General features: G+C 62.2%; 10 protein-coding genes. 6 read left to right on the top strand and 4 right to left on the bottom strand.

What is annotated here, in order from left to right:
- Positions 1-16 precede the first annotated feature (16 nt).
- Positions 17-844 carry an ammonia-dependent NAD(+) synthetase gene (gene nadE, locus HMPREF3162_RS02545; RefSeq protein ID WP_070572430.1) on the bottom strand — a complete coding sequence of 276 codons (828 nt, stop codon included), beginning with the start codon at positions 842-844 and terminating at the stop codon, positions 17-19.
- A gap of 118 nt (positions 845-962) precedes the next feature.
- Positions 963-3,836 (bottom strand): leucine--tRNA ligase, encoded by a 2,874-nt coding sequence (leuS, locus tag HMPREF3162_RS02540; RefSeq protein ID WP_070776823.1) that lies wholly within the window; start codon positions 3,834-3,836, stop codon positions 963-965.
- A 145-nt stretch (positions 3,837-3,981) separates the two neighbouring features.
- Between leuS and HMPREF3162_RS02535 the strand changes: the two genes are divergently transcribed.
- The 6 genes from HMPREF3162_RS02535 to glpK all read left to right on the top strand — a co-directional run bounded on the left by HMPREF3162_RS02535 (position 3,982) and on the right by glpK (position 11,672).
- Positions 3,982-5,784: an AMP-dependent synthetase/ligase gene (locus HMPREF3162_RS02535; RefSeq protein ID WP_070776822.1), complete on the top strand. Its 1,803-nt coding sequence runs from the start codon at positions 3,982-3,984 to the stop codon at positions 5,782-5,784.
- A gap of 85 nt (positions 5,785-5,869) precedes the next feature.
- A complete protein-coding gene (gene ppk2 / locus HMPREF3162_RS02530; protein ID WP_070572424.1) occupies positions 5,870-6,982 on the top strand; it encodes a polyphosphate kinase 2 in 1,113 nt (370 codons plus the stop codon).
- A gap of 10 nt (positions 6,983-6,992) precedes the next feature.
- On the top strand, positions 6,993-8,030 hold the full coding sequence (locus tag HMPREF3162_RS02525; protein ID WP_070572422.1) for a YhjD/YihY/BrkB family envelope integrity protein: 1,038 nt from the start codon (positions 6,993-6,995) through the stop codon (positions 8,028-8,030).
- Position 8,031: 1 nt separating this feature from the next.
- Positions 8,032-8,715, top strand: a complete 684-nt coding sequence (locus HMPREF3162_RS02520; RefSeq protein WP_141750128.1) for a DNA-3-methyladenine glycosylase — start codon at positions 8,032-8,034, stop codon at positions 8,713-8,715.
- Positions 8,716-8,754: 39 nt separating this feature from the next.
- Entirely contained in the window at positions 8,755-10,194 is a 1,440-nt protein-coding gene (locus HMPREF3162_RS02515) for a glyceraldehyde-3-phosphate dehydrogenase (protein ID WP_070572420.1), read from the top strand.
- 2 nt (positions 10,195-10,196) lie between these two features.
- Positions 10,197-11,672 carry a glycerol kinase GlpK gene (gene glpK, locus HMPREF3162_RS02510; RefSeq protein ID WP_070572419.1) on the top strand — a complete coding sequence of 492 codons (1,476 nt, stop codon included), beginning with the start codon at positions 10,197-10,199 and terminating at the stop codon, positions 11,670-11,672.
- Between the two features lie 49 nt (positions 11,673-11,721).
- On the opposite strand, the gene HMPREF3162_RS02505 is transcribed toward glpK, so the two are convergent.
- Both HMPREF3162_RS02505 and HMPREF3162_RS02500 read right to left on the bottom strand, forming a co-directional pair.
- A complete protein-coding gene (locus HMPREF3162_RS02505; RefSeq protein WP_070572417.1) occupies positions 11,722-13,374 on the bottom strand; it encodes an MDR family MFS transporter in 1,653 nt (550 codons plus the stop codon).
- The gene (locus tag HMPREF3162_RS02500; protein ID WP_218079060.1) at positions 13,371-13,991 is read right to left on the bottom strand and encodes a TetR/AcrR family transcriptional regulator; all 621 of its coding nucleotides are present in this window, start codon (positions 13,989-13,991) and stop codon (positions 13,371-13,373) included. Before HMPREF3162_RS02500 ends, HMPREF3162_RS02505 begins: the two co-directional genes overlap by 4 nt.
- Positions 13,992-14,011: the final 20 nt, after the last annotated feature.

Genomic DNA, 14,011 nt, shown 5'->3' with positions numbered 1-14,011 from the left:
CGCCCGGCACCCGAACTCAGCATCGGATCCACCAGTCGGTGTGCGGAGCCACCGGCACGGTGCGCTTGTGTCGACTGCGCATGAAGAGCTGTTCGATCTTCATCGCAACGTCTTCGGGCACCTCGCCGCCTTCGAGGTACGTGTCGATCTCCCGGTAGCTCACACCGAGTGCCTCTTCGTCCGACTGTCCGGGGGCGTCGTCCAGAAGATCAGCCGTCGGCGTCTTTTCGTACAGGCGGGCGGGGGCTCCCATTTCTTCCAAAAGGGCCCGACCCTGACGTTTGGTCAGCCCGGACAGCGGCATGACGTCCGCTCCCCCGTCGCCGAACTTCGTATAGAAGCCGGTGACAGCTTCGGCGGCGTGGTCTGAGCCGACAACGAGCTGACCGGATGCTCCGGCAATGGCGTACTGCGCGGCCATGCGGATGCGCGCTTTGACGTTGCCGCGATTGAAATCGCTCATCGGCTCACCCAGGGCCGAAGTGAATTCGTCTGCCAGAGCGTCGACGCAGCTGCCGATGTTGAAGTCGACGTCTTTGTCCGGCTGGATGAAGTCCATGGCAAGCTGCACGTCTTCGTGATCAGACTGGACGCGGTAGGGCAGCCGCACGGCGGTGAAGGCAACCTCTTCGCCGAGCGAACGGAGCTTCTCGGCTGCCATCTGGCACATGCGCCCGGCGAGTGTGGAGTCTTGGCCGCCGGAAATCCCCAGCACGAAGCCGCGAGCTCCCGTTGTCAGGCAGTAGTCGACAAGGAACTGCACGCGCACAGCGATTTCGTCACGCGGTTCGATGGACGACTTCACTGCCAGGGAAGCCCGGATTTTGTCAGCAAGCCTAGTCATGGGCACAACGGTAGCCCGAAGAAGAATTCACACCAATTTGTCAGCACGCAAACAGGCCGTCTGCGGGTGTGAGTTTCACAACAGCAGACGGCCTGCGTCACAGGCAGCCGGTGGAGTCTTAGGCGTCCGGCACCAGATTGACGAGCTTGGGAGCCTTGACGATCACGCGGCGAAGCCCAGCACCTGCCAGTGATCGCTGGGCTCCAGGTGATTCGATGGCGAGCTTCTCAAGCTCTTCCTCCGTGATGTCAGCAGGAACTTGAAGCCGGTCGCGCACCTTGCCCTTGACCTGCACCACTGCGGTCACGGTCTCAGCTTTGAGGTAGCACTCATCGGCTTCTGGGAATGCGCGGTAGGCCAGGGTTTCTTCGTGTCCCAAACGCTCCCACAGTTCTTCAGCAATGTGCGGCGCCAAGGGACCCGTCATCTGCACGAGAGCTTCGACGGCTTCCCGCGGCGCCTCGCCCGCCTTGGTGAGGTGGTTGGTGAGAACAATGAGTTTGGCCACGGCGGTGTTGAAGTGCATGTTCTCCATGTCTTCAGTGACACCGGAGATCGCAGTGTGCATGGCGCGCAGGGTCTCTTCGTCCGCAGCGTCGTCAGTGACCAGCAGTTCGCCGGAGTCTTCATCCACGACCAGGCGCCACAGCCGCTGCAGGAAACGCTGCGAACCGACGACAGCGCGTGTTTCCCAGGGGCGCGACATGGTCAGCGGGCCCATCGACATTTCGTAGACTCGGAAAGTGTCAGCGCCGAAGGCCGCATACATTTCGTCCGGTGTGACGACGTTCTTGAGCGATTTGCCCATCTTGCCGTATTCGCGGCTGACTTCCTCACCTTCGTACCAGTAGGTGGTTTCGCCGGCATCGTCCGTGCGCTCTTCGACATCTGCCGCGGGCACGTAGACCCCGCGCGCATCCGTGTAGGCATAGGCCTGGATATACCCCTGGTTGACCAGGCGGTGGAACGGCTCGGACGACGAAATGTGTCCCAGGTCGAACAGAACCTTGTGCCAGAAGCGGGCGTAGAGCAGGTGCAGGACAGCGTGTTCGACACCGCCGACGTACAGACCGGCACCCCCGGCGGGGCGCTCGGCAGTCGGCCCCAGCCAGTAGGCCTCGTTGACCGGATCGACAGCGGCGTCATCATTTGTCGGGTCGGCGTAGCGCAGCTGGTACCACGACGATCCCGCCCAGTTGGGCATGGTGTTGGTTTCACGGCGGTACTGCTTGGGACCATCGCCCAAGTCGAGGGTGACATTGACCCACTCTTCTTTGCGACCCAGCGGAGGTTCGGGTTCCGAAGCCGCGTCGTCAGCATCAAAGGTGCGCGGAGAGAAGTCGTCCATTTCCGGCAGGTCGACGGGCAGCTGCTCTTCCGGCAGGGCGTGCGGAACACCGTCTTCGTCATAGACGATGGGGAACGGCTCACCCCAGTAGCGCTGGCGGGAGAAAAGCCAGTCGCGCAGACGGTACTGCGTGGTTTCCTCAGCAAGGCCCTGACCTGCCAGCCATTCGACGACAGCGGCTTTCGCGGCTTCCACTTCCAGGCCGTTGACGTCGATCTCAGCATTGGCTGAATTGATCTTCTCACCTTCGCCCTGATAGGCGGAATCTTCGTCGTGTTCGGCGTCAGGCTGGACCGTGCGGATATACGGCAGGTCGAACACCTTCGCGAAGTCCCAGTCGCGGGGGTCTTCAGCAGGAACACCCATGACGGCGCCCGTGCCGTAGCCCATGAGCACATAGTCGGCGATGAACACCGGGATCAGCTGCCCCGTTGCCGGGTTCGTCGAGTACGTGCCGGTGAAGACACCGGTCTTGTTCTTATCCTGTTGGCGCTCCACGGGGGTGCGCCCAGCTGCCCAGCGCTGATATTCCTCTACTGCCTCAGCCGGGGTGCTCTTACCGCCCTTCCAAGCGTCGGGGGTCTGCGCCGGCCACTGGTCGGCCGTGTATGACTCAACGAGCGGGTGCTCCGGCGAAAGAACGAGGAACGTTCCGCCAAACACCGTGTCGGCGCGCGACGTGTAGACCTCGATGCACTCCAAGCCCTCGGTCTGCGGCTCATAGCGCAGGAAGGCACCGGTCGAACGGCCAATCCAGTTGCGCTGCATGGCCTTGATCGCATCGGGCCAGTCGACCTTGTCGAGATCGTCGGCCAGACGGTCGGCATAGGCGGTGATGCGCATGTTCCACTGCCGCAGACTGCGCGTGTACACAGGGAAGTTCCCGCGCTCCGACAGGCCTTCGGCCGTGACCTCTTCGTTTGCGAGCACAGTTCCCAGGCCCGGACACCAGTTGACAGGAGACTCTGAAATATAGGCCAAGCGGTATCCCTGCAGCACCTCTTCACGTTCTGCCGAGCTCAGCTCTGACCACGGGCCCCGGCCGGTGTCACGACCCTGCTCGAACTGGGTCACAAGCTCCGAGATCGGGCGAGCGGCGCCTCGTCCCCCATCAGCTTCGGGGTCGTACCAAGAATTGAAGACCTGCAGGAAGATCCACTGCGTCCACTTGACGAACGCGGGATCCGTTGTGGCGAAAGAACGGCGAGGGTCGTGTGCCAGGCCCATGCGGAACAGCTGCTTCTGCATGTTGGCAATCGCAGCATCGGTCGTCACACGCGGATGTTGGCCCGTCTGCAGTGCATACTGTTCTGCTGGAAGCCCAAAGGCGTCGTAGCCCAGCGCGTGCATGACGTTCTTGCCGCGCATGCGCAGGAACCGGCCGTAGGTGTCAGTCGACACGTAGCCCAGCGGGTGGCCCACGTGCAGCCCGGCACCGGAGGGATACGGAAACATGTCCATGATGTAGACCGGTTCGCGGTCTTCTGCGGAGAAGCCGTTGATCGACTCTGCGAGATCACCCTTGGGATTGGGAGCTGCGAAGGTCTGCTGCTCCTGCCACCGACGCTGCCACTTCTTTTCGATCTTTTCGGCAAGAGCCGCGTCATACCGAAAAGAAGCGGGCTTGGGCGACGTAGACGTCATCGGGGTCCTTCCAGGTGAACACTGTGGGTCGCGGCCAATTCTATGCACAGGCACAGACAAACGCTCAGCGTGTCCGACATGTCCGCCAAGGTGCGCATGCGCCGTGAGACCAATACGATGGCAATAACCATTCGAAGGAGATTGCATGACGCTGATGATGCCGATGTCGTCGACGCCGCTGGAATTCGAGCTTGACACCACGTCGACCATCCCCGATTCCCTGACCGCCCGAGTCGAAATCGACCCCGAAGCGCATCTGCTCAGCCGCCTGGAGAGCGGACGCGAAGAAGAAGTCAGCGCACGTGAATTCTTCACCGACGTCGTGGCGCGCGCAAAGGGCCTCATGAAGCGCGGAGTCGGCCCGGGCGTACGCGTGGGCATCTTCGGTCCCACCAGCTACTACTGGACCGTCATGGACTTCGCGATCAGCTTCGCCTGCGGCATTTCCGTACCGTTCTACGACACATCAAGCCGCGATCAGGTCGCCTGGATCCTCGAAGACGCCGGCGTCACAATCGCCCTTGCCCAAGACGACGAATACGCGCAGCGCCTGCGCGAAGCGGCCGCAGACAACATCGAAGTCTTCGTCTGGGACGGCGGCTGCACAGAGCTCATCGCCGAAGGCCGGTCGGTCAGCGACGACGAGCTCAGCGCACACCGCTCGGCCATCCAGCAGGCTGATGTCGCCACGATCATCTACACGTCGGGCACCACGGGCAAACCCCGCGGCTGCGAACTCACCCACGCCAATTTCGTGCAGACGACACAGGCAGCCCGCGCACACGTCCCGGAAGTCTTCTACCCCGGAGCGCGCTGCCTGCTGTTCCTGCCCACGGCACACGTCTTCGCCCGCTTCATCCAAACGGCGTGCATCATCCAGGGCGCAGTGCTGGCGCACGAAGCCGATCTGACCAAACTCACCGAATCACTCGGCCTGTTCCGCCCCACGTTCATCCTGGGTGTGCCGCGAGTCTTCGAAAAGGTGTTCAACGCCGCGCTGCAGAACGCCGAAACCTCCGGCAAGGGCAAGGTGTTCAGCGCCGCGGAGAACGTCGCCGTCGCCTATTCGGAAGCCAAGTCCAAGGGCAAGGTCCCACTCGGCCTGAAAATGCAGCACGCCCTTTTCGACAAGCTCGTCTACAGCAAACTGCGCAAGATCCTCGGAGGCCAGGCCGCCCACGCAGTTTCCGGCGGCGGCCCCCTGGGCACCCGCCTGGGCCACTTCTTCGCCGGAGTCGGCATCGACGTTCTCGAAGGCTACGGCTTAACGGAGACCACCGCGCCCATCAGCGTCAACACCCCGGGGCTCAGCCGCATCGGCACGGTCGGCACCCCATTTCCGGGCTGCTCCGTAGCACTTGCTCCCGACGGCGAAATCCTCGCCAAGGGACTGTGCGTGTTCAAGGACTACCTGCACAACGACGAAGCCACCAAGAACAGCTTCGTCGACGGATGGTTCCGCACCGGCGACATGGGGTCAATTGACGAAGACGGCTTCATCACCATCACCGGCCGCAAAAAGGAGCTCATCGTCACCGCCGGAGGCAAGAACGTCGCTCCGGCTCCCATGGAGGACATCATCCGGCGCCACCCAGCTGTGGGCCAGCCGGTTGTGATCGGCGAAGGACAGAAGTTCGTTTCCGCGCTCATCTTCCTCGATTCGGAAATGCTGCCCGGCTGGCTTGAAAGCAAAGGCCTGCCGAACATGTCGTTGGAAGAGGCCGCAAAGCACGAACGCGTGCAGCACGCAGTCCAGAAGGCCATCGACCGGGCAAACAAAACCGTTTCGCGCGCCGAGTCGATCCGCGCCTTCCGCATTCTGCCGGTCGAACTGACCGTGGAGAACGACTACCTGTCAGCCAAGCAGTCAGTCAAACGCCACCTGGTCACGCGCGACTTCGCCGAAACCATTGACGAGATCTACGCGCAGCAGAAACCAGCCGGGTGATCAGCTGAGATCACGCGGCAAGACACACGCTTCTGCTCCACGAGCAGATGCTCCATGAACCCTGTGAATTCTCTAAGATAGAACTATGAACGCTCAAAACGACGCCTCCCGCAAACCCTCCGCCACCTCGGCCAAAAAACCGGCAGACGCCGCCGACAAGACTTCGGCGAAATCTGAATCCGCAGCAGCCGCGCAGAAGCCCGCATCTTCGGCACGGGCAGCTGACAAGGCTGCGGCCTCCGACAAGACACAGACCACAAAGCCTGACACTGACGCCGAGTTCACCCTCACACCAGACGGCGTACCGGACTTCGCCAACGAAATCGACTCGATCCGCTCGCTGCGCAACAGCCTGGAAAAGCGCAAGGGTCCCAAGTCGGACGCGTGGAAGATCAACTATCCGTACGACGAAAAGCTCAGCCGCAAGGAATACGAACGCACCAAGCGCGCCCTGCAGATTGAGCTGCTGAAGCTGCAGACCTGGATCAAGGAAAGCGGGCAGAAGCTCGTCATCATCTTCGAAGGCCGCGACGCCGCAGGCAAGGGCGGAACCATCAAGCGGTTCATGGAGCACCTCAACCCCCGCGGCGCCCGGGTCGTCGCACTCGAAAAGCCCACGGAGCGCGAACAGACCCAGTGGTACTTCCAGCGCTACGTCTACCACCTGCCGGCCGCCGGTGAAATGGTGCTGTTCGACAGGTCCTGGTACAACCGCGCCGGCGTTGAGCGCGTCATGGGCTACTGCTCGCCGGAAGAGTACCTCGACTTCACCCGCTCGGCCCCGCAGTTTGAGAACATGCTCGTGAACTCCGGCATCAAACTGGTCAAGTTCTGGTTCTCCGTGGGACGGGAGGAGCAGCTGCACCGCTTCGCTTCGCGCAGCAACGACCCGGTCCGCCAGTGGAAGCTCTCACCGACTGACCTTGCAAGCCTCGACAAGTGGGACTCCTACACCGAGGCCAAGGACGCCATGTTCTTCTACACTGACACCGCGGCAGCCCCGTGGACCGTCGTGAAATCGAACGACAAGAAGCGCGCCCGACTCGAAGCGATCCGCCACGTGCTCAACCAGTTTGACTACCCTGGCAAGGACGAAGAAATCGCAACCGCACCCGATCCCCTCATTCTCGGATCCCGCTTCGACATCTACGATTCGGGCGAAACACCGGGCGTGCGATTCGACACCCTCGAGATCTGATTAGGAACCTATGACTCAGCTTCTGACGGACAAGAAAAGCGAAGACGAATATTCGGTCCCGCTGACGGCCCGTCCGGCCATCGCCCACATCATTCGGGCGATGGCCCGCTTCGGGGCCCGCTTGGGCAACCAGTTCGGTGCGGCGATCACGTACTTCCTCGTGCTCGCCATGATCCCGATCCTCATGTTCGCCTTCTCTGCTCTCGGATTCTTCCTTGACGTCGTCCGTCCAGAAGCGGTCGAAACCGTCAACGACTACATCGAAAGCTCGCTTGGCTCAAGCGACGAAATGGCCGAGATGCTGACGAACTTCATTTCCAACTGGAAGGCCGTCGGCATCGTCGGTATCCTCTCGGCGCTCTACACCGCACAGGGATTCATCGGCAACCTCAAAGACGCCATCCGCGCTCAGCTGGCTGCCGATATGGGTGAGATTCCCAAGCAGGCGTTCCCCGTTCGGGTGATCACGAACATCGGAACACTCATCGGGATCCTCATCCTCACGGGCCTGACAATCGCAGGCACCGTGATCGGCACCGGTCTGCAGTCCTTCATCGCCGAACTGTTCCAGCTGCCCGGCTGGGCGGCCCCAGTGCTCAACATCGTCACGATCCTGCTGACACTGGGCCTGGGCTGGGTTCTGTTCATGTTCATCTTCTGGGCGATTCCGGCTCATCCGCTGCCCAAGCGCACGCTCATGCTCGGTTCGCTGTTCGGTGCGATTGCCCTGACGGTGCTGCTCAATCTGGCAACCGTGCTCATTTCGCTGTTCTCCGGGTCTCCAACGGCTGCTCTGTTCGGCCCGGTCATTGCGATCATGCTGTCGATGAACCTCTTCGCCCGCATCATCCTGGTAGTTGCCGCCTGGATGGGAACGAGCGCAGAAGCCCCCGTGTTCGGACGAGTGAGCGAAGACCCGAAGACCGTCTCCCAGCGGGAGAACATCGAACCGCCGTCGGTTGTTGCCCACCTGGGCGCCCTGGTCGTCGGGACGGGCATCGTCGCGGCAACCATTCTGGGCCTCAAACGCTACGAAGAAAAGCGCTGAGCTGATCAACACGCACGGTCTGCGGGCGGAGGAAGACTTCTTCCTCCGCCCCGCGCTTTCCCTGGCGCCGGATCTTCTTGGCCGCGTGCTCATCCACAGCGACGCAGACGGCACCGTCGCACTGCGCATCACCGAGGTCGAGGCCTACGTCGGAAGCGCCGACCCCGGCTCCCACGCCTTCAACGGCAAGACTGAGCGCAATCAGACGATGTTCCGCTCCGGCGGACACCTGTACTGCTATTTCATCTACGGGATGCACTTTTCCATCAACCTCGTTGCCGACCGCGCAGGGTGTGGCACGGGAGTGCTCATCCGCTCCGGCGAAATTCTCGAGGGCGAAGACCTTGCCCAGCAGCGCCGCATGGCCCGCCGGTCCACGCCGGTCCCCCACCGCCTGCTGGCTTCTGGCCCGGGCAATCTGGCACAGGCGCTTGGAGCCGACCGCGACGACGACGGAGCAGACCTCATCAGCCCCGGTGAGTGGCACCTGCGTTTGGGGAGCGAACAGCCGGACCGGCACCTCGTGAGAAACGGCCCGCGCGTGGGAGTCGGCGGCCAAGGAGGCGACCCGGCGGTCTTTCCGTGGCGCTACTGGATTGACGGCGAACCATCCGTTTCGAAATTCCGCGCGGGACGTCACGTCCGCCCTGCGGGCGACTGGGCGATAGGGCCGCCTCCACAGTAGAATGATCCCGATTATCAGCCAAAGGAAGGAACCCCCAGGGTGAGTGAGCTTACCGAGAAGCGCCTGAGCGAATGGAATGCGAAAGCAGAAGCCGCCGAACAGCTTCTTCCCGCTGTCGGCCGCCTCTACCGCAACAACCGCGTACAGCTGACCATCTTCGGTCGGACTCTGCAGAACAAATCGGTCAACGGCATCATCAAGGCCGCCCGCTACGCGCGACACCACAATAACGGCGTCGAACTTGACCTCAGCACCGCAGCTGAAGTCGCAGGCGTCCTCGAAACCCTCGATCTGGGTGAAAGCACCATCGATCTGGGCCGCCTGACCTCCGGCTTTCAGGCACAGAGCAGCAGCCTCGAAGAATACCTCCGGGGCGAACTGGCTGACGCTGTCGGCAAGGCCGGAAAGTCGCCGGCTCCGCGTGACGTCGTGCTGTACGGCTTCGGGCGGATCGGCCGTCTGCTGGCCCGCATCCTCGTTCAGCAGGCAGGCGGCAACGGGCTGAACCTGCGCGCCATCGTGGTCCGCAAGGGCTCTGACGACGACATCATCAAGCGCGCCTCGCTGCTGCGTCGCGACTCTGTGCACGGCAAATTCGACGGCAACATCGTCGTCGACGAAGAAAACAGCACCATTCAGGCCAACGGCGTTCTCATCAACGTCATCTACTCGTCGGACCCCGCAAGCGTCGACTACACCGCCTACGGCATCAACGACGCCATCATCGTCGACAACACCGGTGTGTGGCGTGACGAAGCTGGGCTCAACCAGCACCTGAAGTCCAAGGGCGTCAGCAAGGTCATCCTCACCGCACCGGGCAAGGGCGATATCAAGAACATCGTCTACGGCGTCAACACCGCAGACATTGAAGACTCCGACACCATCCTGTCGGCGGCATCGTGCACCACCAACGCCATCACGCCCACGCTGAAGGTCATCAACGACAGCTTCGGCATCCGCAACGGGCACGTGGAAACCGTGCACGCGTTCACCAACGACCAGAACCTCATCGACAACTTCCACAAGGGAGCACGCCGCGGCCGCGCAGCCGGCCTCAACATGGTTCTGACCGAAACCGGTGCCGCAAAGGCCGTAGCCAAGGCCCTGCCGGAACTGGAGGGCAAACTGTCCGGCAACGCCATCCGCGTTCCCACCCCGAACGTTTCGATGGCCATCCTCAACCTCAACCTGGACAAGGCCACCACCAAGGACGAACTCAACACCCACCTGCGCGATGTTTCGCTGGATTCGCCATTGCGCAACCAGATTGACTACATCGCAAGTCCCGAAGTCGTCTCGACTGACTTCGTGGGCTCTCACCGTGCCGGCATCGTCGACGGTCTGGCCACGATTGTCGACGGCGACCGCGCTGTCGTCTACATCTGGTATGACAACGAGTACGGCTACTCCTGGCAGGTTGTCCGCTGCCTCGCCGTTATGGCCGGAGTTCAGGCCCCTTCGCTGCCCGGCAACGACTGATCATGTATCTGCTCGCCCTCGATGAGGGGACGACGAGCACCCGTGCGGTCATCTTTTCCGAAGATGGCCGCACGGTCGCTTCTGCGTCCAGCGAATTCACCCAAAGCTTCCCGCAGCCCGGCTGGGTCGAACACGACGCCCAGGAGATCTGGCTGACCTCCAGCCAGGTGATCGGCGCGGCTTTGGGCCGCGCTCGTCTCACAAAGGACGATATTCGCGCCGTCGGAATCACCAATCAGCGCGAAACCACGGTCCTGTGGGACAGACAGACAGGTGCTCCCGTGGGTCCGGCGATTGTCTGGCAGGACGGACGGGGCACCGACATCGCCGAAACGCTCACCGAGCACACTGATGAAAGCCGCGCCATCACGGGCCTGCCCGTCAACACGTATTTTTCAGCCGTCAAGCTCATGTGGATGCTGCGCGAGGACGACGGTCTTCGAGCCCGTGCCGAAGCTGGGGAACTGGCCTTCGGCACGATCGATTCGTGGCTGATCTGGAATCTGACCGGCGGAGTGCACGCAACGGACGTCACGAACGCTTCGCGCACCATGCTCATGGATCTGCGCACCGGCCAGTGGTCCGACAGGATGCTCGAGCTCACAGGAATTCCGCGGGTGATACTGCCGGAGATCAAGCCGTCGGTGGGCTTCTTTGGTGAGGTCTCTGAGGGCCAGCTGCTGCGCGGCACGCCGATCACCGGTGTTCTGGGCGACCAGCAGGCGGCCGCGTTCGGCCAGTGCTGTTACCGTCCCGGTGATACCAAGAACACCTACGGCACGGGCGGTTTTCTGCTGACCAATACCGGCACCGACATCCCGAGTTCTGACAGCGGACTCGTATCGACCGTCGCCTACGGTCACGAAGGCAGTCAGCTGACCTACGCGCTGGAAGGCTCTATTGCGGTGGCGGGATCGCTCATCCAGTGGCTGCGCGACAACTTGGGCCTGGTGCAGTCCTCGGATGAAATCGAATTGCTGGCTCGCTCTGTCAGCGACAACGGCGATGTCTACCTGGTTCCGGCTTTCTCCGGTCTGCTGGCTCCGCACTGGCGGCCCGATGCACGGGGTGTTCTGGTGGGGCTGACCCGCTTTGCCGGTCGCGGGCACATTGCCCGAGCCGCCTTAGAGTCAACCGCCTATCAGACTGCGGAAGTGCTCGCCGCCATGCGGGCCGATTCGGGCTACGACATCAGCGAAATCCGCGCCGATGGCGGTATGAGTCTGAATGATCTGCTCATGCAGTTCCAGGCAGACCTCCTGGGCACTCCGGTCATCCGGTCCTCCACCTCGGAATCGACTGCTTTGGGCGCTGCGTTTGCAGCGGGACTCGGCTGCGGCCTCTATTCGAATCTTGATGAACTCACCGAGCTGTGGTCAGCCGACCGCACGTTCCAGCCCGAGCGTGATCGCGACTGGGCACAGGCCCGGATGACCCGCTGGTCTCAGGCGGTCGAGCGCTCCCTCGGCTGGGTTTGAGGGCGTGGGTTCCGTCGGCGATTTCGGCTGGGTGCGCGCCGACTTCCGGCTAGTGCGCACCTGCCGAAGCCGACGAGGCGGAGCCCACCTCTGCGCTGTCGCCCAGGGTGGTGCGCGTCTTCCCCTGCTGGCCGACCCGTGTGGCCAGTGGAATCTCTTTGACGAACAGCAGAATCACCGCCGCAATGGCCAGCAGCGGAACTACCCACAGGAAGATCGGCACCAAAGCGTCGTTGTAGGACGCGATGACCGCATCGTGAACGGGTGCGGGAAGTTCAGCCGCTTTTGCCGGAGTCAGCTGAGCCGAAGCGTCTGCCGCACCCTTCGCCTTGACGGGAAGGGATTCGGCGAGGTTCGCCATGAGCCTGGCAGTGAACACCGATCCGATGACCGACATGCCCAAGGTCGCGCCGATCTGGCGGAAGAAGTTATTCGACGCTGTTGCAGTGCCGACCATGCTCACCGGAAAAGAGTTCTGCACAATCAACACCAGCAGCTGCATTGACAGCCCGATTCCCGCACCCAGCATTGCCAGTTCGGCAATGGGAATGACAGCGGGATCATCCGGGTGCATGCGCGACATGAAGAACAGCGCTGTTCCCATGACGACAGCACCGATGATCGGATAGATCTTGTAGCGGCCCCAGCGGGAAACGACAAAGCCGATTGACGTCGACACAATGAGCACACAGCCCATCATCGGGGTCATCATCAGTCCCGCACGCGCTGCTTCGACACCGTGCACCATCTGCAGGTAGGTCGGCATATACGACAGGACGCCGAACATGGCCACGCCGATGAAGACACCCGCGATCGTGCACAGTGTGAAATTGCGATCAGCGAACAGGGACATGGGCACGATCGGCTCGGTGACTCTGCATTCGACGAACACGAAGACCGCCGCTGAGATCAATGACGCAGCACCCAAGCCGATGATGACCGGATCCGTCCACGCGTACTGGTGACCGCCCCAGGCTGACAGCAGCACGAGGCACGTGGTGAAGACCACGATGAGCATCATCCCGCCGCCGTCAATGTGGGGCCGCTGGGCCGCCTTTTGGTGCGGGAGCTTCAGCAGGAAGACAGCTGTCAGAAGAGCCAGGGCACCCAAGGGCAGGTTGATGGCAAAAGCCCACCGCCACCCCGGGCCCTCGGTGATCCAACCGCCCAACAGCGGCCCGGCAACAGACGACACGGCAAAGGCCGAGCCCATGATCCCCATGTACTTGCCGCGGCTGCGCGCCGGCACGATCGTTGCGATGATCGCCTGCGAAAGCGTCATGAGTCCTCCCCCGCCGAGTCCCTGAAAAACCCGTCCGGTGATCAGCATGGCCATCGAGTCGGCGAACAGGGCGATGACGGACCCCAGGATGAAAACCGAAATCGCCACGATGAACAGCGGCTTGCGGCCGAACAGGTCGCCGATTTTGCCGTACGCCGGCATTGTCGCGGTTGAAGCGAGCATAAACGCGGTTGAGACCCACAGCATGCTGTCCCAGCCGTCGAGTTCTCCCACGATGGTCGGCAGCGCCGTTGCCAGAACCGTCTGGTTCAGCGAGAACATGAACATCGCCACGAGCAGGCCGACAAACACCCACAGCACGGCACCGCGCGACATGCTCTCAGCAGAGTCCTCACCGGCATCGGCGCCGATTGCGCTGCCGGAATCTTCAGCGGCAGCTACAGCAGTGTCGTCGGTCATTTCATCCTTTCCAAAAGCTGTCCGCACAGTGCAACCGTGTCGGCAAACGCCCGGTCGAATTCTTCCTGGCTCTCACCGCTGAGCTGATAGGCAAGAGCCAGGGGCACAGAGCACACGCGGATGATCATGCGCCCCACAACCGTGCGGTCACCGTCGGGCAGCTGCACTCCGAGGCTTTCAACACGGTCGGCTATCTGCTCGGCCAGATGTATTTCAATGCCGCGGGCAATCTCCACATTGCGCCGAACCAGCATCGGATAGCGACGCAGCACCGCTTTGCGCTTGTCTCTGTCCACCGCGTCACCGCCGATGCGGCTGTACACCGAGCGCATCACCGCCGACACGTCCTCCAGCGGGCTGCCCTTCGGCGGGCAGTCCGACACATACTCAGCCAGCCGCTGCGGATTGAGGGTCTGATCGCTGATGCCGACGATGGCGTCTTCTTTTGTTTCGAAGTAGTTGAAGAACGTGCGCGGTGACACGCCTGCGGTCTGGGCAATCTGCGCGGTGGTCACCTTTTCCAAGGACTCTGCGTAGACGAGGTCGACGGCGGCAGCGTGGAGCGCCGATCGAGTGGCGTTCTGTTTGCGCACGCGAAGCGAATCCTGTTCAGTCACACTCACTATTATGCAGTCAC

The sequence above is a fragment of the Brevibacterium sp. HMSC07C04 genome, from assembly GCF_001815905.1.
Lineage (GTDB): Bacteria > Actinomycetota > Actinomycetes > Actinomycetales > Brevibacteriaceae > Brevibacterium.
Note: the sequence above shows the minus strand (reverse complement) of the source record. Positions and strands in the feature narration are given on the sequence as shown.

What these genes read in the sequence shown, in the direction of transcription:
- nadE (WP_070572430.1), bottom strand. Translation starts at nt 844, where the DNA reads ATGACTAGGCTTGCTGACAAAATCCGGGCTTCCCTGGCAGTGAAGTCG.
- leuS (WP_070776823.1), bottom strand. Translation starts at nt 3,836, where the DNA reads ATGACGTCTACGTCGCCCAAGCCCGCTTCTTTTCGGTATGACGCGGCT.
- HMPREF3162_RS02535 (WP_070776822.1), top strand. Translation starts at nt 3,982, where the DNA reads ATGACGCTGATGATGCCGATGTCGTCGACGCCGCTGGAATTCGAGCTT.
- ppk2 (WP_070572424.1), top strand. Translation starts at nt 5,870, where the DNA reads ATGAACGCTCAAAACGACGCCTCCCGCAAACCCTCCGCCACCTCGGCC.
- HMPREF3162_RS02525 (WP_070572422.1), top strand. Translation starts at nt 6,993, where the DNA reads ATGACTCAGCTTCTGACGGACAAGAAAAGCGAAGACGAATATTCGGTC.
- glpK (WP_070572419.1), top strand. Translation starts at nt 10,197, where the DNA reads ATGTATCTGCTCGCCCTCGATGAGGGGACGACGAGCACCCGTGCGGTC.
- HMPREF3162_RS02505 (WP_070572417.1), bottom strand. Translation starts at nt 13,374, where the DNA reads ATGACCGACGACACTGCTGTAGCTGCCGCTGAAGATTCCGGCAGCGCA.